At 45.7% G+C, this 21,365-nt stretch carries 17 protein-coding genes and 1 riboswitch; of the genes, 13 read left to right on the top strand and 4 right to left on the bottom strand.

The features are described from left to right. The first annotated feature begins 17 nt into the window (after positions 1-17). From M3M36_RS01495 to M3M36_RS01455, 9 genes are all read left to right on the top strand, one after another. On the top strand, positions 18-806 hold the full coding sequence (locus tag M3M36_RS01495) for an alpha/beta fold hydrolase (protein ID WP_252774103.1): 789 nt from the start codon (positions 18-20) through the stop codon (positions 804-806). A 67-nt stretch (positions 807-873) separates the two neighbouring features. After that, positions 874-2,193: a 2-hydroxycarboxylate transporter family protein gene (locus M3M36_RS01490; RefSeq protein WP_252774102.1), complete on the top strand. Its 1,320-nt coding sequence runs from the start codon at positions 874-876 to the stop codon at positions 2,191-2,193. 126 nt (positions 2,194-2,319) lie between these two features. Further along, positions 2,320-3,642 (top strand): 2-hydroxycarboxylate transporter family protein, encoded by a 1,323-nt coding sequence (locus M3M36_RS01485; RefSeq protein WP_252774101.1) that lies wholly within the window; start codon positions 2,320-2,322, stop codon positions 3,640-3,642. A 702-nt stretch (positions 3,643-4,344) separates the two neighbouring features. Beyond that, the gene (dnaG, locus tag M3M36_RS01480; protein WP_252774100.1) at positions 4,345-6,279 is read left to right on the top strand and encodes a DNA primase; all 1,935 of its coding nucleotides are present in this window, start codon (positions 4,345-4,347) and stop codon (positions 6,277-6,279) included. A gap of 8 nt (positions 6,280-6,287) precedes the next feature. Next, positions 6,288-7,577, top strand: coding sequence for an RNA polymerase sigma factor RpoD (gene rpoD / locus M3M36_RS01475; protein WP_181014002.1), 1,290 nt, complete (start codon positions 6,288-6,290; stop codon positions 7,575-7,577). A 163-nt stretch (positions 7,578-7,740) separates the two neighbouring features. Beyond that, positions 7,741-8,298: a QueT transporter family protein gene (locus tag M3M36_RS01470; protein WP_252774099.1), complete on the top strand. Its 558-nt coding sequence runs from the start codon at positions 7,741-7,743 to the stop codon at positions 8,296-8,298. Then, the gene (locus tag M3M36_RS01465) at positions 8,298-9,038 is read left to right on the top strand and encodes a 3-oxoacyl-ACP reductase (protein WP_252774098.1); all 741 of its coding nucleotides are present in this window, start codon (positions 8,298-8,300) and stop codon (positions 9,036-9,038) included. The genes M3M36_RS01470 and M3M36_RS01465 overlap by 1 nt, the downstream gene beginning before the upstream one ends. A 467-nt stretch (positions 9,039-9,505) precedes the next feature. After that, positions 9,506-10,429, top strand: coding sequence for an aldo/keto reductase (locus M3M36_RS01460; RefSeq protein ID WP_252774097.1), 924 nt, complete (start codon positions 9,506-9,508; stop codon positions 10,427-10,429). Positions 10,430-10,452: 23 nt separating this feature from the next. Then, on the top strand, positions 10,453-10,710 hold the full coding sequence (locus M3M36_RS01455; RefSeq protein ID WP_252774096.1) for a hypothetical protein: 258 nt from the start codon (positions 10,453-10,455) through the stop codon (positions 10,708-10,710). A 285-nt stretch (positions 10,711-10,995) separates the two neighbouring features. On the opposite strand, the gene fni is transcribed toward M3M36_RS01455, so the two are convergent. From fni to mvk, 4 genes are all read right to left on the bottom strand, one after another. Further along, entirely contained in the window at positions 10,996-12,036 is a 1,041-nt protein-coding gene (fni, locus tag M3M36_RS01450) for a type 2 isopentenyl-diphosphate Delta-isomerase (RefSeq protein WP_252774095.1), read from the bottom strand. A 12-nt stretch (positions 12,037-12,048) separates the two neighbouring features. Then, positions 12,049-13,119, bottom strand: coding sequence for a phosphomevalonate kinase (locus tag M3M36_RS01445; protein WP_252774094.1), 1,071 nt, complete (start codon positions 13,117-13,119; stop codon positions 12,049-12,051). Between the two features lie 12 nt (positions 13,120-13,131). After that, entirely contained in the window at positions 13,132-14,091 is a 960-nt protein-coding gene (gene mvaD, locus M3M36_RS01440) for a diphosphomevalonate decarboxylase (protein WP_252774093.1), read from the bottom strand. 117 nt (positions 14,092-14,208) lie between these two features. Further along, positions 14,209-15,150: a mevalonate kinase gene (mvk, locus tag M3M36_RS01435; RefSeq protein ID WP_252774092.1), complete on the bottom strand. Its 942-nt coding sequence runs from the start codon at positions 15,148-15,150 to the stop codon at positions 14,209-14,211. Positions 15,151-15,295: 145 nt separating this feature from the next. On the opposite strand from mvk, the gene M3M36_RS01430 reads away from it, so the two are divergent. The 4 genes from M3M36_RS01430 (at position 15,296) to dapD (ending at position 21,346) form a co-directional block, all read left to right on the top strand. Continuing rightward, positions 15,296-17,704 carry an exonuclease domain-containing protein gene (locus tag M3M36_RS01430; protein ID WP_252774091.1) on the top strand — a complete coding sequence of 803 codons (2,409 nt, stop codon included), beginning with the start codon at positions 15,296-15,298 and terminating at the stop codon, positions 17,702-17,704. A 109-nt stretch (positions 17,705-17,813) separates the two neighbouring features. After that, positions 17,814-17,966, top strand: a riboswitch (Lysine riboswitch). Positions 17,967-18,055: 89 nt separating this feature from the next. Next, positions 18,056-19,168, top strand: coding sequence for an alanine racemase (gene alr, locus M3M36_RS01425; RefSeq protein ID WP_252774090.1), 1,113 nt, complete (start codon positions 18,056-18,058; stop codon positions 19,166-19,168). Between the two features lie 59 nt (positions 19,169-19,227). Continuing rightward, positions 19,228-20,529 carry a diaminopimelate decarboxylase gene (lysA, locus tag M3M36_RS01420; protein ID WP_252774089.1) on the top strand — a complete coding sequence of 434 codons (1,302 nt, stop codon included), beginning with the start codon at positions 19,228-19,230 and terminating at the stop codon, positions 20,527-20,529. A 106-nt stretch (positions 20,530-20,635) separates the two neighbouring features. Next, complete coding sequence (gene dapD / locus M3M36_RS01415) at positions 20,636-21,346, top strand: 2,3,4,5-tetrahydropyridine-2,6-dicarboxylate N-acetyltransferase (RefSeq protein ID WP_252774088.1); 711 nt, start codon at positions 20,636-20,638, stop codon at positions 21,344-21,346. The last annotated feature ends 19 nt before the right edge of the window (positions 21,347-21,365 follow it).

Below are 21,365 nucleotides of genomic sequence, written 5' to 3'. Positions count from 1 at the left end.
AAGGGGAATGTGGGAAAATGGCTTTTTTTACAACGAGTGATGGTGTTCAAATTAATTACACTGATCGAGCGGGGGTTGGTCCCGTTGCAGTTTTACTGTCGGGATTTTCAGGCATTCAAGCCGAATGGTCTTATCAAATTCCAGGATTAACAGCGCGTGGTTACCGGGTCGTGACCATGGACTGGCGGTCACACGGGCAATCGGAACGAACAACGAAAAACTTGCGTGTTTCTCGCCTAGCGGCTGATCTACAGGAACTCTTTGAATTATTAAAAATTGATCAAGTGACTTTGGTTGGCCACTCGATGGGTGGATCGGTTATTTGGGCCTATCTGTCGCTATTTGGACAAGAAAAGTTGAAACAGTTGGTTATTGTTGATGAAAGCCCCAAGCTGCTCAACGAAGGAAACTGGACGGCCGGCATCCGCAATCTGACTTGGTCGACTTTTGGAACAGTGTCTAAAACCTTTATTAAACAACACTTGACCGCTGTGCCGGTTGCGCCAGAATTTAAAGCTTTGTTGAAAGAAGATAAGCTGAAAAATCCTTTCGATTTTGATTTGGCCTATCCTTTGATGAAAAACCACTTGCTGGAAGATTGGCGCCAGGACCTAGCTGATTGTACGTTGAAAACACTTTTTGTTGCTGGTGGGTCTTCGCCTTTATGTAAAATCGGTTATTACCATGATTTCGAAAAGCTATTGAACCACCAGTCTTCTTTAAAAATTATCCAAAAAGCAGGTCATTTGCCTCATTTAGAAATTCCTGAAGAATTTAATCAAGTATTTTTTGAATTTATTGATTAAATTTATAAAATTATGATAAAATACCTCTAGATACGATAACAGATGCCATTGTTGCAGGAGAATGTAGATGAAGAAAGATAGACAACCGTTTGGTGCTATCAGCTTCTTTTCGAATTTCGAAGCCAAGCTGAAAATCGTTGGTTTAGGGGGAACAGCATTCTTTTTGATGACCCTTTTATTATTTGTGGTTCTTTGGAAGGATGTCTTACCCGATAATATGGGCGGGGCACTGTTCACTCTGGTTATTTTCGGTGGCGCCCTGTACTACCTTGGTAGTCATTTGCCAATTTTTAAGTCCTATTTGGGTGGTGGATCGGTTTTTGCCACTGTGGGCGCAGCTATTATCGCTGGCTTGGGTTTGGTACCGAATAGCGCGATTGGCACAGTGCACAACTTTATTTCGACCTCCAATTTTTTGGAATTTTATATTGTGTCGCTGATTATTTCGGCTATCTTAAAAATGGACCGACAACTATTATTAAAATCAGCGGTACGGTTTTTACCAGTTGCCTTCTTGGCAATGGTCGTTAATTTCTTCGTCGTTGGCCTGGTGGGGCAGTTGTTAGGGTTAGGATTCGTGCATACGTCACTCTATATTTCCTTCCCGGTCATGGCCGGTGGTGTGGGAGCTGGCATTGTGCCGCTATCGACCATTTATGGTTCTGCGCTGGGAATACCAGCCGGTCCCATCTTATCGCAGCTTTTCCCAGTCCTCGTGTTATCGAATTTGCTGGCCATTATCGGTGCCGGTCTCTTAGTTAAAAATACCGAGCAATCTACTTGGAATGGTCATGGCGATCTATTAAAGACGCCGGGTGAGATGCGATCTACCGAGACGCTGACCAATAAAATTGAATTTAACCGACTATTGGTGGGGATGATGGTGGCCATGGCTTTCTATTTAATTGGTTTGATGCTCCACCATTTGCTGCCCAGCGTCAACGCCTTTGCCTTTCTGATTTTGGTGGCAATTGCTGCTAAGGCTAGTAACTTGGTACCAACTTACTATGAACAGTCTGCAGTCCTCTTTGGTCAACTAATTGTGCAGACACTGACCAAGGCATTATTGGCTGGTGTTGGATTGGCCTTACTTGATTTGTCCGCCTTACTAAAGACGGTGACTTGGCAATTGGCAATCTGTGTGATTGTTTCAGTCGTAACGATTGCATTAGCAGGGGGCTACCTAGGTAAAATCTTTGGTCTCTACCCAGTTGAGTCGGCTGTAACTGCTGGTTTGGTTAACAATTCAATGGTCGGAACCGGTAATGTTGCAGTTCTTGCGGCCGCTAACCGGATGAATTTGATTGCGTTTGCACAGATGGGAAATCGAATTGGTGGTGCCATCGTTTTGGTCATTGCTGGGTTTTTTATTACGGTTTTTGCTTAATAATTTAAAATAAATCTAATCAAATCTTATGTTTGCATTTTTTGTGAAAAAAAACTTGCATTTTTTATTTAAATCTGAATTAAAGAGTGGTATTATTAAAAAGTTGCTTTGCTAAAGGAGATTATAATGTCTGAAGAATCACAGGCGTCGCAAGGCACCGGAATCTTTTCAAAAATCGAAAGCAAGTTTCAAGTAGCGGGTATTGGCGGTGCTGCCTTTATCCTGATGGCTATTTTGTTGGTGGCCGTCTTGAGCCTACGTTTGTTGCCAAATAACATTGCTGGCGCGATGTTTTCCTTAGTTATGCTTGGTGGTGTTTTCTTCTATGTTGGAAACAACCTACCAATCATGCGCTCATACCTTGGTGGAGGGTCAGCCTTCGCCGTTGTTGCCGGTTCGATCTTAGCCGGTACAGGGATTGTGCCTAAGGAAGCCGTAACAAGTATTCATACCTTTGTCTCTGATGTCAACTTCTTGGAGTTCTATATCGTGGCTTTGATTACCTCAGCCATTTTGAAGATGGACCGTAAGTTGTTGTTGAAATCAGCTGTGCGTTTCTTACCAGTAGCCTTTGGGGCAATGATTATTTCATTCTTTGTGGTTAGCTTTGTTGGGCAATTGCTCGGTCTTGGCTTTAATCACACAGCGTTGTACGTTGCCTTCCCAATGATGGCCGGTGGAATTGGAGCCGGTATTGTGCCACTGTCAAACATTTACGGGTCAGCCCTTCATGTTTCAGCCGGTACAATCTTGAACCAATTGTTCCCAGCCGTTGTTCTGGCAAACTTGATGGCCATTATCGGTTCGTCATTGTTGGTTAAGTTTACCGCCAAGTCAAAGATGAATGGTCAAGGTCAATTGTTGAAAACAGCAGGTGACATGGCCGCCGACAAGAAAAATGATACCCCAGCCCTCAACTACTCACAAATGTTAGTTGGAATGATGGTGGCGTTGTCATTTTACATGGTTGGTACTTTGTTACACGCTTTGGTACCAAGTATTAACGCTTTCGCATTTTTGATCTTAGCAGTTATTGTCGCCAAGGCTTTGAACTTAGTTCCTAAGTTTTACGAAGAATCAGCCGTGATGTTTGGAAATCTGATCGTTTCGACAACAACACAAGCTTTGTTGGCTGGTATCGGATTAGCTTTGGTGGATATGAACAAGTTGCTGGCCACTTTGTCATGGCAGTTGGTTGTTTGTGCTTTAGTTTCAGTAGTAACGATTGGAATTGCGGGTGGTCTTTTGGGTAAGCTCTTTGGCTTGTACCCAGTTGAATCAGCAGTTGCAGCCGGTATGATTAACAACTCAATGGGTGGAACCGGAAACGTTGCTGTGTTGTCAGCTTCTGACCGGATGGGCTTGATTGCCTTCGCCCAAATGGGTAACCGAATCGGTGGCGCTATCATCTTGATCTTAGGTGGCCTCTTGATTACGGTTTTGCATTAATTTGCAAAATTGCTTTGTTAACCGTCCTCACATTATGTGAAGATGGTTTTTTTGTTGTGATCAGACCGGAGTGAATGGTGAAAGAGGCCCTGCTGAGTCACGACCAATCAGCAGGGGGATGGTCGGAAGGTATGGTGCTAGCGACAACTGCTAGTAGTTTCTGGACACTTTTTTGTCCTCTTAATCAAAGGAGCAGTCTGGTTATTTTAGGCACTGGAGCGCTCAATGTTAAAAATCAAATTTTAAAAAAAGCCTGCCTAATGCTTTTCAAGCTGTTAAGCAAATTCAAATGGTCGATCAACAATATATCGTTCGGGGGTGAGCAGGACTGCTGGTACCGTTTTTTATTCCGGCTAGTGATCGATTAGTGAAACAAAAGCTTGTATTATATGGCCAACCACTTTAACACACAAAGACTGGTTAATTTATTTTGGCGAAAAATGTTGATAGCTATAACCCGATCATGCTCTCGTGTGGCTTGGCAAGTAAGAAAACTTTTGGCTGTCAACACTAATGGTACGAGAAAATCAATGCTGATTTAATCCAGTGAATCCTGTGTCACAGCTAGGAAGACCGGGGGCTAAACTGGTCTTTTTTTGAACAAAAAACTTTGACAAATACTCGAAATCTTCCTATAATAGTAGACAACATTGTATTGGGTAGAAGTGCGGACTGGCGTAGTTGCCAGTTTGAAGGAGGCTTATGGCAGAACGGATTCCACAAAGTGTAATCGATGAAGTTCGGTCGCAAACCAACATCGTCGATGTCATTCAAAATTATACCCAGTTAGTGAAGCGCGGTCGCGAATGGAACGGGTCTTGCCCATTTCACGAGGATCGGCGCCCTTCACTCTTTGTTGATGATAAAAAGCAGGTTTTTCATTGTTTCTCCTGTGGACGCTCGGGAACCGTTTTTTCTTTTTTAATGGAAAAAGATGGTTATAGCTATCCGGAAGCTGTCCTATCCTTGGCGAAGGATCTTAACTTATCTGGTTTAGATAAGTACCAGGGGCAGCCGTCGGCGCGACAAGAACAGTTTGCCGCGATTTTCGATTTATATCAAAACGCCGAGCGATTGTATACGCATATTCTGTTAAATACAACGGCGGGTGAACAGGCTTTGGCTTACCTGCATGATGACCGTCAGCTCGATGATGAGACGATCAAACGGTATGGGTTGGGTTTTGTCCCAGCGAACAATGTGTTATTGGCTTATGCCAAGGAACATAATTTGGCTGATAAGCTCCTCTTAGAAAGTCAATTATTTATTGATCAGGATGGTGAAATCAGCCGCGACCGCTTTAATAATCGAATTGTTTGGCCAATTAAGGATGTTAGAGGTCAGGTTCGGGGCTTTTCGGGCCGGTCACTCGATCCGAATAACCCAGCTAAGTATATGAACTCACCAGAGTCGCCCTTTTTTAATAAGGGAGACTTGCTGTATAATTTTGATCAAGCCAAACCGGCTATTCGATCTGGTCAACCGGCCATGATTTTTGAAGGATTTATGGATGTGATTTCGGCCGCTCTGGCAGGGGCAACTGGTGCCGTTGCCACAATGGGAACGGCGTTAACCGAGCACCATGTGACTGATTTAAGTAAAATCACGGATAAAATTCTCTTGGTCTATGATGGTGATGCGGCTGGCCAAAAGGCAGCTAAACGTTCGATACCGCTAATTCGTCAAGTTGCCCCTCAAGTTGAAATTGGGGTTGTTTCTTTACCGGATGGCCGTGACCCTGATGAGGTCCGGCGTGACCAGGGGTTAGAGGTCTTAAAGCAAGATCTTGGCCACAGTGTTTTGACACCGACTGAATTTTTGATTCAAGCAGCTAAAAATGGTAAAAACCTGGAAAATCAGTCTCAGTATCTCGATTTCTTAAAAGAGACATGGCCGATTTTGGCTGCAGCAAGTCCGGTTGAACAGGATTATTTTTTACGGCAGTTCAGTGAAGAATATGGGTCTGACCTTGCGGCACTCCGGCAAGAGTTCCAGGAGTTTATTGCTCATCGACCGGTACAGGCTGTTCAACAGGCGCCATCAAAGAAGCAATGGCCACAGCCTGAAACTGATCAGAATAGCTGGGCGGATGCTGCATGGCAACCGGATTATTCGGATGGCTTTGAATCGTTAGCTGCTCTTGGCACACCGACCAGCAAAACAGCTTCTGCTGATGATTTAGCTGGGCATTTAAATGCCGGGTTATCCCGGACGGAGCGGGCAGAGCAGGGGCTCTTAATGGCAATGATTAAGTCACCAGTGGCCATGAATGTGGTCAAGGGGGTGCCTGATTTTGCCTTTGTCCATCCAGAATATCAACTGTTAATGATGCTGTATGAAGCATATGTGAAACAGGGGCAGCAAAGTTTTGATTTAGCCAGCTTTTTAGACTTTGTTCAAAAGCCTGATTTAAACCAAAAAATGATGGCAATCGATCGAGAATTTGGTACACTAGAAGTTCAACGGGATTCGGTTAATGACTATCTTCGTGTGATTATGAAAGAGGCTCCTTATGAAAGCCAAGTTGAGGCGTTAAATAAGAAGATTGCCTTAGCTAAAAATCAGCACGATGAAATGGCTCTGATTCAACTAGGGACAGAGCTTATTAACCTAAGAAGAAAGTATTCCCAGCAATAGGAGATATAATGGCAAAAATTTCAAGTTCAAGTAAAATTTCCGAAATTAAAGCTTACCTTGATGAGCAGCATATTGCTTACCATGGTCGAGCTCGTAAAGCGGAACTGTTGGCCTTAGCTGAAGGTAAGACGCCTGAAGAGGCGGCTGAAATTGCCAAGCAACCTGTTAAAAAGCCAGCCAAGAAGTCTGGCCCAATTAAGTCGGCTGCCTATGACAAGGCTGTTCGTGAATTATTGAAGGAATACAAGCCGGCTAAGCAAATTCAATACCGTGAATTGTCTGAAAAAATTGCGGAACCTTTCCACCTGGATACTGAAAACATTGAACGTTTGATGGAAAAGGTTGAAGATGCTGGTATTGCCATTGTTGATGAAAAAGGTGAGCCCGCACCAGAAGTTCTGCAAGCCAAGCAAAACAAGCCATCGAAAGATGAACTAGATAACGCTGAAGATACTTCTGGCATTAAAATTAATGACCCTGTCCGGATGTATTTGAAGGAAATCGGTCGTGTTAACCTTTTGCAAGGTGATGAAGAAATTGAATTGTCTAAGCGAATTGAAGCTGGGGATGAAGAAGCCAAGCAGGAATTAGCGGAAGCTAACTTGCGTTTGGTTGTTTCCATCGCTAAGCGTTACGTTGGCCGTGGTATGCAATTCTTGGACTTGATTCAAGAAGGGAACATGGGCTTGATGAAGGCTGTAGACAAGTTTGATTACACTAAGGGCTTTAAGTTTTCAACTTATGCCACCTGGTGGATTCGTCAGGCCATTACACGTGCCATTGCCGACCAGGCCCGGACAATCCGAGTCCCTGTTCACATGGTTGAGACGATTAATAAGTTAATCCGAATTCAGCGCCAATTGCTGCAAGATTTGGGGCGTGAACCACTCCCTGAAGAAATTGGAGCTGAAATGGACTTGACGGCTGACAAGATTCGCGAAATCTTGAAGATTGCTCAAGAGCCTGTTTCATTGGAAACACCAATTGGTGAAGAGGATGACTCCCACTTGGGTGACTTCATTGAGGATAATGAAGCCGTTTCGCCAGCAGATTCTGCTGCTTATGAGATGCTTCGTGACCAATTGGAGTCTGTTTTGGATACGCTAACTGACCGTGAAGAAAACGTCTTGCGTTTGCGCTTCGGTTTGGAAGACGGACGGACACGGACTTTGGAAGAAGTCGGGCGAGTCTTCGGGGTTACCCGCGAACGTATCCGTCAGATTGAGGCCAAGGCGTTGCGTAAGTTGCGCCACCCATCGCGGTCAAAGCACTTAAAGGATTTTATGGACGAAAACTAGGACTTTATTTACCCATCAATCCGTTAGAATATTTTTGATAAGATTCGGTATTTTACCGAATTTTTTTCATGTCAAGCGCCAGCTAACCGGCTGGCAAATTGGCACTAATCAAACAATTAGCGGTTCATCAACCATCCCGCTTGAACAAAACTAGGAGTACAATATGAACGAATTTAACCAAAAATCAACTTCCAAAGCGTTAAGCCTCACACTAACTGCCGTTGTGGCTGCCCTTTATGCGGCAATCACAATGCTAGTCGCCCCCATCGGCTTTGGTCCTGTCCAATTACGTTTATCCGAAGGGCTGAACCATTTAGCAGCTTGGAATAAACGCTATGTTGTTGCCCTTGGCTTAGGGGTTTTGATTGCCAATCTGGTTTCACCTTTGGGCTGGATTGATTGGGTCTTTGGAACATTGGGGACAGTGATTATGACCGGGTTGACTTACTTGCTAACTCGTCAGGTACAAAAGCCATTGGTCAAAATTATTATCTCAACGATTGTTGTTTTGACGATTGGAATGGGGATTTTGGCGGCAGAATTTACGTTTGCCTTTGCCATTCAGGCACACGGGGCCTTCGCTCCGGATCACTCATCAGCTTCATTACTGACTAACTGGCTCTCTTACTATGTTTCATTAGTTCCGGGCGAGTTAGTTTCCTTGGTTGTTGGTGGAATTGTCATCTACGCCTTGTCAAAGGTCGTTAATTTAAAGAAATAATGATTGAACAAAATTATCACAATCAAAAAGTATTCCTAACCGGTGCCGCTTCTGGCATCGGTTTTTGCCAAATGAAGACCTATTTAGCTGCTGGTGCCGAAGTTGTGGCGGTCGATGTGCAAGAAATTGATTATGAGTCAGACCGGTTAACCAAAATTCAGGCGGATTTAGGCCAGAAAGAGGAACTGGACGCTTTGGTAAATCAGCTTTCAGCGCGGGTAGAAGCCTTTGATATCTTCTTGAATACGGCCGGCGTCTTGGATGGCTTTCAACCACTGCTAAATCAAGACCAAGCAACCATTGATCAAGTTCTTTCAATTAATCTGCAGCCGGCCATTGCTTTAACACAAGCTGTTTTACCAAAGATGATTCGTCAAGGGCATGGTATCTTGGTTTATATGGCATCCATTGCCGGTCTGCAGGCTGGTGGCGGCGGGGCTGCTTACACCATGGCAAAACATGCCCTGATTGGTTTAACGAAGCAGGTGGCCTTTGATTATGCCAAAGACGGCATCAGGGCGAATGCCATTGCTCCAGGTGCGATTAAAACTGCGATGAATGCAGCTGATTTTGCCGGTGAGGGAAAGATAGCACAAGAGGTCGCCAAACAGACGCCAGCACAGCGCTGGGCAGACCCTCAGGAAGTCGCTGATTTGACCCTATACCTAACCAGCCCACAAGCGAGTTATATGAATGGCACGGTTGTGACGCTCGATGGCGGTTGGACACTCGGTCATTAAATAATGGACTTTTTTAATAAAAAATCCTTTGAATTGATGTTGATGATATGACATCAGGATCAGAAACGAGTGAAGGTGTGACTGTCCTGTTCAAAGTGGGGGGTGTTGATGGTGGGCCAACTGTTGATGCACATTCTTGAAAAAGGAACAGCCAGGTATCCGTTACGGAAATTATCATGATACTATTCCCCTTGGAATGCTGATTTTAAAGTGATTATTACGGTAATTGATCGAATCCAAAACATTGGTAGTCAAAAAATTAGCCAGTTACCGTTTTACAGTTTTGTGAGGGAAATGATTATTGAAGCAGCCACTTCTTTGGTAATGATGATCATAGCTGAATTGGATTGAAAAGACTTCATCTGCGCAGAATGCAGTCAGAATTACTGACTTCGGTTTGAAACTGGAGGTGGTTTTGATTTACACTAAGGGTAGTTACAAAAGTAAAAAAAGAGGGGATTTGTTCAATGGAAAAGTCAATTTTGCAAGAAACAACGAAGCTCGCTAACGGTGTTGAAATGCCGGTTTTTGGTCTCGGTGTTTGGAATTCTTCTAATAAGGAGGCCGCCGATTCCGTCCAGGTAGCAATTAAAAATGGTTACCGGCTGATTGATACAGCTAAGCAGTACGGTAACCAAGCAGGTGTTGGTTATGGGATTCAACAGGCCTTGAAGGACAACCGTTTGAATCGTAAGGACTTGTTTATTACCACCAAGGTCTTTAACGGTGACCAAGGCTATGAAAGTACTTTGAAAGTCTTTGAAGAGCAATTGAAGCAATTGCGTTTAACTTACTTGGACCTATTGTTGATTCACTGGCCGGTTGATGGCAAGTATGTCGACACTTGGCACGCTGTTGAAAAGCTTTACCGTGAAGGCAAAGTTCGTGCCATTGGAATTTCAAACTTTAACGAAGAAAAAATTCAGGAATTGTTGGAAGCCGGTACCGTGATGCCACAAGTCAACCAAATGGAATTTAACCCATTGGTTCAAGAAGAATCACTCTTCACCTATATGAACGGAATCGGGATGGCAATGGAAGCCTGGGGACCATTGGGTGGTGGTGAAGCACTCGCAAACCCAGTTGTCGAAAAGATTGCGCAAGCCCATGCCCAATCAGTTGCTCAGGTGATTTTACGTTTTGACTACCAAATGGGGGCCATCACGATTCCAAAGTCTGCCCACGAAGAGCGGATTATTGCCAACAGTCAAATTGATGACTTTGCTTTGTCACCTGATGAAATGGCTGAAATTAAGGCATTGAACCAAGAAAAGCACAGTATCTGGTACCAAAACTTTGCTTGGCATAAGGGTAGTGAAGCAACTGGCGTAAAGGACGAAGTTTCTCACTGGGACGATGTTGAAGAATATCTGAATAAGCCCGTTCAATAAGCATAACGGCTGAAGGGGGTTCAATGGAAGTTTTAAAGTATCTGGAGGCCTTGCAATATGAATCAGCCGATACTGTGATGGGATCGATTATGAGTGCAGCTAATTTCCCAGCGTTGGCTGGAATTGAAGATGCCTGTGATGTGCAATATAGCACGACCAACCAGCATGATTTACAACAGATTGCTCGTTATCAACCAATGTTTTATAACGTGGCCGAACATCGCTTGGTTAATCAAGCAGATGTTTTGCGCTTGCTAGATTTGGTCACACAAAAGCAATAACTGAGTTGCTCTGCCATTATTGGTGGGGCTTTTTTGTTCGAATTGTACCAGTGATGGGCTATCTGGGTCCAGTGCAGGAATAAAATTAAAACTAACGAGAAAAACTACCAGGGTTATCTAAACGGTCCGTTTGAACAGTTTTCGCTATTCTCAAATTTTAGCCGATTTAGCAATTAAGATTAGTTAGGTAGCCTGTTCATAATAGATAATGAAATTAAAAAGAAGTTAGTCGAAAAATATTGCGGCTAACTTCTTTTTTACTTGAAAATAGGATGTTTGGCTTTGTTAAAGCTGGTCAGAGAAATTTTGTAGGTCTGCTCGATACAGCCGTGGAACTTGACTGAGATCAGCAACAGTCTTGGCGCCCAAGAGGGTCATTAGTTCTGGTAAGGCCTGTTGCCAGTTCGTGATTTCTTTTTGTAAGGCTGAGGGGCTCTCCGTCATTAAGACTTGCAGGAAGTGACCGGCAGATGAGGTTGTTTTTGCTCCTAAAATCAGGGCGGTGACAACATCGTTAATGGTCTGAATTCCACCTGTGGCAATTAACGGTGAATTAATCGCTGCCTTTTGCCCCGCCAAGAGTGATTCAACCGTGCTGAGCCCGAAGGGACTCAGATCTAAAGGGTTCTCATTTTGCCGGTCACGGCGTTGCTCGATTTGGGCAAAATTTGTTCCATTAGCACCACCGACGTTAATGGCCGCTGGTTTGAGGGCTGAGAGCTGTTTCAGGAGGTCTGGGCCCATGCCAAAACCAACTTCCTTGATGATGACGGGTACGGACGATTTAGCAATCACGGTAGCCAAATTATCGATCCAGTAAAAGCGTCGGTCACCTTCCGCCATGGCCAATTCTTGGCCTAAATTGACATGGAGCTCGATGGCATTGGCATCAATCATGTCTATCGCCGCTTGGACGTTTTGAATGGGGTGGTCAGCGCCGAGGTTGGCAATTAAAAAGCCTTCGGGATGATTTTGCCGAACAACCCGGTAGGATTCAACTTGACTGCTATCCTTTAAGGCCACGGATTGGGAACCGACTGCCATCGCTAAGCCCGTTTTTTGGGCAACGGTGGCTAAATCAGCATTAACCTTGGTACTAGCAGAAGATCCGCCAGTCATGGCCTCAATATAAAAGGGCCAGGTAAAGTCTGCGCCGAGGATCTGAGTGGTTGTTTGAACGTCAGCGACCGCGCTGTTTTTCAGGGGTCCTGGAACCCAACGGACAGCGTCAAAGCCAGGTCCGATTACTGGGTTTTCCTGGTCTCGCCAAAACTTGGTTGCAAGCGACAGGTGTTCGTTTTTACGGTTTGAATGAGTAGTGGCCATCTTAAAAATCTTTCACAGTAACACGGAATCTTGCCAGAGTGCTGGTAAGAGAAGGTGGAGGGTGGTTCCTTGGCTAGCTTGTTGAAAACCATGTCCTTGAGTTTCATTCTCAAAGATGACAAAGCCATTGTCGCCATAGCCGGCACCAGAGACCTTACCGGCGAGGCTCCTTTGTCCTAAGAGCGTTAAAAATTGACGAAGGGCAGGGGTCAGGTAGCCGGTTGGCAAGACCTTTTTCAAGAGGTCCTGATTGTTCTTGAGCCCTTGTAGCAAACCATGGTAATCGTGGTTTTCAATCGCGAGGGCTGCCTGAGTCACAGCTTCTTTTGATTGACGGGCAAAGTCAGTCTGCCAAAAGCCCTTGGCGAGCGCTTTTTTTGTTGAAGCGGGTTGGAAAGTGGCAACGATGCCAATTTGCCAATTTTGGGGCCAAGGAAGCGGCTTAATAGCGAGCTTCGACCAGTCGAGCTTGGAAAAATCAGCTAGGGTGAGGGTCTTTGCTTCCACTTGCTTCAGCCAGTCAGGAGCCTGATAGAAAATCACACCGGTAAAAGTAGCCGATGCTAAATCGCCAAGGGAACCTGAACCTTGAATAAAGTAGTGGGCGAAGGCTGCTTGGCGGAAAACTGCTTGTAGGCTGTCTTCTTGATTAAAGTAAGCGACCAAGCCCTTGAAGATTGCGACCGAAACGGCAGCAGATGAACCTAAACCAAGCTTATTGTGGTCAACCGCCATTTGCGAGGAAATGGTCAACGATAAACCAGGTTGCTTGGTGAGTTTAAGGTCTAGGTGCTCTTGGTAGAAAAGGACCAAAGCCGCCTTGACAAAGGACCAAGCCCCCAAAAATGAGCTATTTGTTTCCTTTGTCAGTTCAGCTAAGGCAGCCCAGGTCAAAACGAGTGGTTCTGGCAGGGCGTCCGATTGAACAACCAAGGAACCCGGCATGAGGCGGTCGGTTTCTGCGACATGAATGGTTAAACCACGGTCAATAGCAGCCAAAAGAGCCGGTTGACCGGGTTCGGTGACAGCATATTCGCCGGCTAAAAAAAGCTTGCCGGGAATTTTGACGGTGGTTGTTTTCATAGTGGACGTCCTCTAGTCTTCAAAGCTAATGCCCGGACCCGGTGTTGCGATTTGGAGGCGCAACTTGCGGAATTTTTCTTGAAGCTTGTCTTTGATGGTTTCAGCCTGATTTTGGTTGGTAATGATCTTAACGTTTGGTCCGGCATCAATTGTGGCATAGGCCAGGAAGCCTTCAGCCCGGAGTGCCTTAACGAAGTCCAAAACATCGAGAGTCATTTGGTTAAAGTAAGTGAAGCGCCGGTCAGTCGCCGTAATATTTAACTCATGCATGGCTAAGGCGTTTTCTTCGGCTAGTTCGCCAATTTTGTGCAAATCCTGATTGGCAATGGCTTCCTGCATGGCCGTAAATTGGACATGTGATTGTTCAACCCATTCTGAGTACTTGGGTGAAGTCATCGCCCGCAGCATGCCGTCAGAAGAAGAAACTTTTTTGACAGTTCCGGCGATTTCACAAACCACCAGGGCAATTGGTAAATCAGTTGCCGGTAATGCCTCGGCAAAAGAAGACTGGTTATCATGTCCTTCGTGCCAGACGGCAAAACCAGGGAAAAATGACCGGGTTGCTGAGCCAGACCCACGGCGCGCCAGGCGAGATAGGTCAGTTAAGGACAAATCCCAGTTTTGGTAACGAGCGACGGCGGCTGTCAAGGCTGCAAAGGATGAAGCCGAAGAGGCGAGACCTGCAGCTGTCGGAACAGTATTCTTGGAAACAACCGTGAGGGGACCAAAGTCCTCAATTTCCTCACGTAAAAAGTCGAGAAAGTTGTGGATCCGAGTTGGGTCCTGCATCATGTTGTTAATCAACAACGTATCTTCTTTACCGGCCGTAACCATGGTCTCAGTGTAAAATTCATCCAGGGTTAATGACAATGATGAGGTGGTTGGTAGGTTGAGTATCTTATCTTTTTTGCCCCAGTATTTGATGAGAGCAATATTGGTGTGCGCTTTGGCAGTAGTTGTTTTATCGGTCACAGTGCTTTCCTTGGTAAAATTTAAATTTATTAGTGGTTTATCAGTAGTTAAAAAACGGTCCGTGCTTATTTGTTTTGAAAAAACGCAGTTGAGCAAGGAGGGACCTTAATCTGATTTTTAATGGGCTGCTGACAGCGGTTGAATCCAAGTTTCCTTGGCACCAGCCCGCTTGAGAGCGGTCGCAATTTTTTGTGCATGGTCGTTATTTTTTGCCAGAGCAAACATGGCCCCACCAATGCCAGACCCGGTTAATTTGGCACCCAGTGCGTCTGCCGCTAGTGCGGCATTGACGAGGGTATCGAGCTTGGGGTGTGAAACTTGAAGGGTTTGTAGGTCCTTGTGGGCGTCGGTAAAGAGCTGGCCCAAAGTTTTGGGATCGTTATTGGCCAAAGCTTCTTTAACCAAGAAAGCTAGCTGTCCGAGATGGTTAATGGCTCCCCAGGTTGGTTCATAATTTTTCTTGAGCTGGTCCTTAACGATATTAACGGCTCGAACAGTTTGACCACGAACGCCAGTGTCTGCAAGGACAAGGGTTGCTTCCAAGTTTGTTTGGAAGGAATCGATTTGTTGCTGATGAAACCAGACGGGCTCAACGGCCGAGACTGTGGCCGCATCAATGCCGGAAGGTGAACCGTGGGAAATACTTTCAGCTAAATTCGTATAAAAATTCAGTTGGTCCTGGCTCAAGCCTTGCCCGGTCCAATCAAAGAAGGCCCGGGTAATGGCAGTTGCCAGGGCGGCTGAAGCACCAAAGCCCCGCTCTTGGGGGATGAGTGATTGCACCTCTAATAAGAAGGGCTGGTCAGGTTCGACGAGGTTGGCCAGTAAGGCAACTATTAACTGGCGTAAGCCTTCTAAATCAGCACCAAGGTTGGCAATGTCAAAGGCTTGGTCACCTAAAATAACCGTTTGACCGCTAGCAATCGCTTGCACACTGGCGGTCACTTCGAGATTTAACAGGGGGATGGCAACGGCCGGTTGTTGGTAAACAACGGCATGGTCGCCGATGAGAATGGCTTTGGCGTGTGAGTGGCCAAAGCCGGCATGATTTTTTTCCATATAAAAGACTCCAATTACTGCTAATATTGTACCGCACTGGGCTAAGTAGTGTAAAATAACTACTAGAGCAAAATGAAATTTAGGTCTAAAAAAGACAGTTTTGGGCCCAATTATGTCTTGGTCTCGAGATGAGAAAGGAGTCCTGATGAAAAAATCAGCCGCCTTTGTGATTGTCGATTTGGAAACCACTAACCCCTCCGTTGAAAAAGGAGGGCGGATTATTCAAATCGGGATGACCTTTGTAAAAAATAAAAAGATTGTCGAACACTTCGATTCATTCGTGAATCCAGGACAAACAATCGATAAAAAAATTCAACAATTAACCCATATCAGCCAAAAAGATGTGCGGGATGCACCCTTCTTTGAGGAACTTGCTCCCTCTTTGCGCGGGTTATTAAAGGATCAGGTTTTTGTTGCCCATAACGTGAACTTTGATTACCCTTATTTGAATGCCGAATTTGCCCGGGTTGGTTTGCCTGAACTGGACCTAATGGCAATCGATACTGTTCAACTAGCCCAAATTCTTTACCCAACGGCCCCAGGCTATCGCTTGTCTGATTTGACAAAGTACCTCGATTTGCCTCTTGTTCAGGCTCACCGAGCCAACGCTGATGCAGAGGCTACGGCGTATCTGATGCTCTCGCTTTGGCACAAGGCGCAGGGCCTACCTGACAAGACGAAGAAGGAACTTTTGAGTGTGGATTGGAACCTGTTGCGTCAAAGCCAGGATTTCTTGGCTATGGCCATGAAGGACCGGTCCTCGGCTCCGGAATTTTTAGCCGAACGCATAGAGAACTTGGGCCGCCAGTCCGGTCACCAAAAAGTTACCAACCGGAACAAACCGGCTGGCAACTTGCTTTATCCCAAGACGCTTTCTGATAAAGCTGCCGCTTTAGGGCCTAGTTTTGCGGTCGAAAAAGACCAGAGTCAGGTGATGGACCAGGTGCAGCACTTTTTGCAGCAGCGGAAACGAGCGGTTTGGCAGTTAACAACACCACCAGAAGTTCGGAAAACGTTGTCGTATCTATTGCCACTCTTTTATCAAAATCGCCAACAAGCGGCCTACCTACTGGCTCACGACATTACGCTCTTGAACCACCAGGAGACCATTTTAGCAGAATTGCAGGATCGGCTACCTGGAGCCAACTTGTCGATTGCAAAACTCTATGCGCCACGAGATTATCTGGACGAGAAAAAGTTTCAAAAAGTTTTGGAGGCGGCTAAAAAGCAAGGCGGTATCTTTTGGCAAGCACGAGTCCTCGTTTGGTTAGCCGAAAGTGCCGACTTGGCCCTCGTGGACTTGCCAAAGGGTGTGCAAAATCAGCCTGGCTTAGCAGCCGTTCGTTCTGATGAAACTGGTCCGGCCTTTGTCAAAGCCTTTGACAAGGCGGCCCGTGCGAATGTGGTTCTTTTGACCTTTGCGGCATTTTTTGCCACTTCGGAAAATCTGGAAAGGGCAAGCCAGTACCAGGATCGGCCCGTAGCCATACTGGAAAAGCCAATTGCGCTTTTGACTGCTATTCAAGAGGGCTTTGGTCTGACGTTGCCCTTGAGCTTCTACCAAGACCAAGTAGCCCGTTTAGCTGATTTGGCTGCTAGTCTACCGAAGAAGACCCAGGGCCAGTGGAAAGTAGCCCTTCACAACTGGGAAGAGGCCAGCAACAAGATTGATGGCCAAGCGGAAGAAATTGGTCTGGTGAAAACCGGTAAGGCGGTCTTGAATCGCTTGTTGGACTTAGTTGATTTGGCAGCCGAAGCTAATTTTCACCACAAATTAACACAAGCTGATTTGACGGCTAAATTAGCCAAACTGTCTTGGTTATCGGCGCACCAGGAATATCTGGCCCATATCTCGTGGCATCTCCAAAAGGAACCGGCTGTTCAAAACTTGATTTTTGAAGTCAAGAACGACTTGCTTTACCAAAAATATTTCTTAAAGCAGGTCGACAAAGTCCTCGTTGTTTCGTCTTATTTACCGGATGATTTAGCAACGTTCCTCGCTCAGACGCCAGGAGCTCTCTTGCCTGAAAAAAGTGAATTCGAGGGGACGACGGATAACCAATTAACGACAGTGCTGACCACGAGCCGAAACGAAGACCAGCAAATTGGACAGCTGATTTTAGCCAAGGTTCAACACATAGTTCTGATTGTTGAGGATCATGCCGCTTTGAAGCATTGGTATTATAAGTTATCAGATCGGTATGGTGATGACTACGTTGTTTATGCTCAGGACCTTTCTTCTCCCCTAATTAAGGCCGTCCGGCAAAGCAGTCAAGAGGCCCGGTCGATTTTGATTGTCCTGCCAGAATATTTGTCGGCTATTTGGCAACAAAGCTTGCAAGTGCCGGCAGTGGCCGTGATTTCGCAGGCCCATCGCTGGGTTGATGTCACCACGCTCACCCCACTATTGATTGCCCTTCAAAAACAAGAAAAGTCCGTTTTACTTGCTTCTTTTAACCAGGACCAGGTTAAGGCGCTTTCGGATCGATTGGCAACTGTTAATAGTCGGTATAAACGGGTAAAGGCGAACTTTTATCAAAAAAATCTTTCATAAAACTAAGAAAAGACAGCCATTTTCGGCTGTCTTTTTTGTTAAAAAGATAATTTATTTTGTTAGGAGTGTTGACATGAGAAAAAATCTCATGTATATTAATGGCAACTTAATAAGTAATAGAGGTCGCAACCAACAAGAGTACCGAACAATGTTCGTGAAAGGGGCGGTTGCCGAAGCTGATGGGGTTAAAGCCATTTTGCTGGGCCAATAGTTAAGAGCTATTGGACTGTCGCTGCTAATGCAGCGGGGAGCTATTCAACTGTTTTTTTTGTGACTATTTTTAGACAATAATCCAAACGACAGGGATGAACCCCCGTTGTTTGGATTTTTTTATTGCCTAAGGAGGCTAACATGGTTGTCGCTAATCACCGTCCAAGTCGTTTATTGATTTCAAAGGCAGCGGTGGCCAAAAATTTGCAAGTCATGCGTGAAAGTAGTCACGCCAACTTTATTTTCATGACGGTGAAGGCCAATGCTTATGGCTTTGGTTTGTTAGAAATGAGTCAGGCTGCCGTTGAAGGCGGTGCCGATGGCCTTGCTGTGGCTGTGATGGATGAGGCAATTGCCTTACGTAAAGCCGGCTTTTGCCAACCAATCTTGGTTTTGGGCCTCACGTCTCCTGACTTTGCCCAACTAATGGCCGATTACCAAATTATTGCCACAGTTGCTGATCGTGAAACGTTGAAACGGGCCGAAGCAAATTTGCGTCTTGGCGGTCCTAAACTTCCGGTTAACTTGGCGGTTGATACGGGCATGGGACGGATTGGTTTTCGTGACCGGGAAGACTTGAGCGCAGCAATCGACGATGTACAAGATGCTGATTTCTTACTTTACCAGGGCATTATGACCCACTTTGCCACGGCTGATGCTGTTGGCACAACATATTTTGAAGGTCAGTTGGCAACTTGGCACGAGCTCACTGATGGTCTGCCAATGCCACCGATGGTCCACTTGGCTAATTCGGCTGCAGCCTTATACCGGGTTGACCAGATGCCAATGGATGTCATTCGAGCAGGGACTTCGGTCTATGGTATCGAGCCCTCCGAAGGGGTGCTAAAGCCTGACAACTACCTAGAACCGGTCTTGACGCTTGAATCCGAGGTTGTGATGATTAAACAACTGCCGGCCGGTGCTTCCGTTTCCTATGGTGCTACTTATCAAACCACCAAGGATCAATGGATTGCAACTTTGCCAATCGGCTATGGTGATGGTCTACCCAGAGAAGCTGTTGGCTTTGAGGTTTTGGTTAATGGCCAAAAGGCGCCAATTGTTGGTAAGTTAGCCATGGACCAACTAATGATTGCTCTTGAAGAACCTGTCCCGGTTGGAACTAAGGTGACTTTTATTGGTAAAAATCGGGACCAGGAAAACACGCTGATTGCTTTTTCCCACTATTGTGAAATTGATCCATGGGAAATCACGATTGGCTTCCAAGACCGCTTAGCACGGTACCTGGTTGATTAAACCTCTAGGCTTCACCTAATAATATTTTGATTGAAAAAAGAAAAGAAGGAAAGATTCTTATGTCAAACCACTTGCAAGTAAATGACCAAGACCAGCTCATCATTGGTGGCGTGTTAGCCACTGATTTGGCCAAGGAATATCAAACGCCATTGTACGTTTATGACGTATTGACCATGCGTAAGCAGATGCGCGCCTTTAAGAAGGCCTTTGACCAAGCTGGTCAAAAAGGAGCCGTTGCCTACGCTTCAAAAGCATTTGCTTGTCAGGCAATGTATCAGGTGGTTGCTGAAGAAGGTCTGCACCTAGACCTGGTTTCCGCCGGTGAAATTTTTACAGCGGTGGCTGCGGGCTTTCCGATGGACAATGTTTCCTATAACGGGAATAACAAGTCACTTTCTGACTTAACCTTTGCTGTTGAATCCGGAGTCGGCACGATTATTATTGATAATTTTTTGGAACTTGATCTTTTACATCAGGTAATGGCGGACCGAAAGGGACAGCAAAACGTCATCTTGCGTGTGGTTCCAGGAGTCTCAGCCCACACTCACGATTACATTCAAACCGGTCAAGTTGATTCTAAGTTTGGCTTTGATTTGGAATCCGGTCAAGCTAAGCGGGCATATGAATTGGCTGAAAATGATCAAAGCTTGCACCTCCTTGGTTTATCGGCTCATATTGGTTCTCAGATTTTTGAAGAAGACGGTTTTGAATTGGCCGGCCAGAAATTAGTTGACCTGTGTGCTTCTTGGGATTACCAACCAGAAGTATTGGACCTTGGTGGTGGCTTTGGAATCGCCTATACGGATGCTGATCAGCCACGTTTACCAGAAGAGCTCGTTTTGGCATTGCTGAACAGCGTTCAGGAACAAACGGCTCAAAAGGGCATGCGTCAACCAGATATTTGTATTGAACCGGGTCGATCAATTGCCGGACCGGCCGGTTACAGTTTGTACACCGTCGGTTCACGAAAGGATATCCCGGGTGTTCGGACTTACTTGGCTGTTGATGGGGGGATGGGTGATAACATTCGTCCGGCTCTTTACCAAGCCGACTACCAGGCAGTCTTGGCCAACAATGTTCACGGAAAGCCGGCAGAACATGTTCGCTTAGTTGGTAAGTATTGTGAGTCAGGCGATGTCTTGATTCAGGACCAGGAGTTGCCCGTCACTGAGCCAGGCGACTTGGTAGCTGTTTTGAATACAGGTGCTTATGGTTATTCCATGGCTTCTCGTTACAACCGCAATCCTGTACCGGCCGTGGTTTTTGTTGAAAACGGCCTTTCACAACTGGTAGTTAGGGGCGAAAGTCTAGCTGATTTAACCAGCCATGACCGGCCTTACCAATTACCTGGTAAGTGGTAAAAAAGCGTATGTAGGGCATGCTTAATTTTATTAACCTGCCTTGCTTGGCTGAAAGAAACAATGGGATTTAAATAAAAAGAAAATAACCGGAAAAGGAAAACAAAACATGACTGAAATGGACACAGCAGCGATTATTAACTATCTGGCAACTTCTCAAAAGAAGACACCGGCCAAGGTGACCTTAGCGGGTGATTTGACTCAAATTACATGGCCAAATGATGTACAAGCCTTTATTGGAGAGAAGACTGGCAGTGTCTTTGGTGATATGCAAGTTATCCAAACAATTTTGGACGACAACCAAGCAGCCATTACTGACTACCATGTTGAATTAATTGCCCGTAACTCCGGGGTGCCGCTGTTGAACACTCAACACTTGAATGCCCGGATTGAACCAGGAGCTTTGATTCGTGACCGAGTTCAAATTGATGACCAGGTTGTCGTCATGATGGGGGCAATAATTAATATTGGTGCCAAAATTGGTGCCGGCTCAATGATTGATATGGGCGCTGTCTTAGGTGGCCGAGCTGAAGTTGGCCGGAACTGCCACATTGGTGCCGGTGCCGTCTTAGCGGGTGTGATTGAACCTGCTTCAGCAGAACCTGTTCGTGTTGGTGATGGGGCTTTGATTGGTGCCAACGCAGTGGTCATTGAAGGGGTTCAAGTTGGTGCCGGAGCGGTTGTGGCCGCCGGTGCGATCGTGACAGAAGACGTGCCTGAAAAAACCGTTGTTGCCGGTGTACCGGCTAGGGTCATTAAGCAAATTGATGCTCAAACTGAGCAAAAGACGGCCTTGGTTGCTGCCTTACGCGATTTGTAAACAAGGGGGATGCTGCAAA

It is taken from the genome of Fructobacillus americanaquae (genome assembly GCF_024029775.1).
Taxonomy (GTDB): Bacteria; Bacillota; Bacilli; order Lactobacillales; family Lactobacillaceae; genus Fructobacillus; species Fructobacillus americanaquae.
The sequence above is the reverse complement of the archived record's forward strand: the minus strand, read 5'-3'. Positions and strand labels throughout refer to the sequence as shown.

What these genes read in the sequence shown, in the direction of transcription:
- M3M36_RS01430 (WP_252774091.1), top strand. Translation starts at nt 15,296, where the DNA reads ATGAAAAAATCAGCCGCCTTTGTGATTGTCGATTTGGAAACCACTAAC.
- M3M36_RS01495 (WP_252774103.1), top strand. Translation starts at nt 18, where the DNA reads ATGGCTTTTTTTACAACGAGTGATGGTGTTCAAATTAATTACACTGAT.
- M3M36_RS01485 (WP_252774101.1), top strand. Translation starts at nt 2,320, where the DNA reads ATGTCTGAAGAATCACAGGCGTCGCAAGGCACCGGAATCTTTTCAAAA.
- M3M36_RS01455 (WP_252774096.1), top strand. Translation starts at nt 10,453, where the DNA reads ATGGAAGTTTTAAAGTATCTGGAGGCCTTGCAATATGAATCAGCCGAT.
- dapD (WP_252774088.1), top strand. Translation starts at nt 20,636, where the DNA reads ATGACTGAAATGGACACAGCAGCGATTATTAACTATCTGGCAACTTCT.
- rpoD (WP_181014002.1), top strand. Translation starts at nt 6,288, where the DNA reads ATGGCAAAAATTTCAAGTTCAAGTAAAATTTCCGAAATTAAAGCTTAC.
- M3M36_RS01470 (WP_252774099.1), top strand. Translation starts at nt 7,741, where the DNA reads ATGAACGAATTTAACCAAAAATCAACTTCCAAAGCGTTAAGCCTCACA.
- mvk (WP_252774092.1), bottom strand. Translation starts at nt 15,150, where the DNA reads ATGGAAAAAAATCATGCCGGCTTTGGCCACTCACACGCCAAAGCCATT.
- M3M36_RS01490 (WP_252774102.1), top strand. Translation starts at nt 874, where the DNA reads ATGAAGAAAGATAGACAACCGTTTGGTGCTATCAGCTTCTTTTCGAAT.
- M3M36_RS01445 (WP_252774094.1), bottom strand. Translation starts at nt 13,119, where the DNA reads ATGAAAACAACCACCGTCAAAATTCCCGGCAAGCTTTTTTTAGCCGGC.
- M3M36_RS01465 (WP_252774098.1), top strand. Translation starts at nt 8,298, where the DNA reads ATGATTGAACAAAATTATCACAATCAAAAAGTATTCCTAACCGGTGCC.
- alr (WP_252774090.1), top strand. Translation starts at nt 18,056, where the DNA reads ATGGTTGTCGCTAATCACCGTCCAAGTCGTTTATTGATTTCAAAGGCA.
- fni (WP_252774095.1), bottom strand. Translation starts at nt 12,036, where the DNA reads ATGGCCACTACTCATTCAAACCGTAAAAACGAACACCTGTCGCTTGCA.
- dnaG (WP_252774100.1), top strand. Translation starts at nt 4,345, where the DNA reads ATGGCAGAACGGATTCCACAAAGTGTAATCGATGAAGTTCGGTCGCAA.
- lysA (WP_252774089.1), top strand. Translation starts at nt 19,228, where the DNA reads ATGTCAAACCACTTGCAAGTAAATGACCAAGACCAGCTCATCATTGGT.
- M3M36_RS01460 (WP_252774097.1), top strand. Translation starts at nt 9,506, where the DNA reads ATGGAAAAGTCAATTTTGCAAGAAACAACGAAGCTCGCTAACGGTGTT.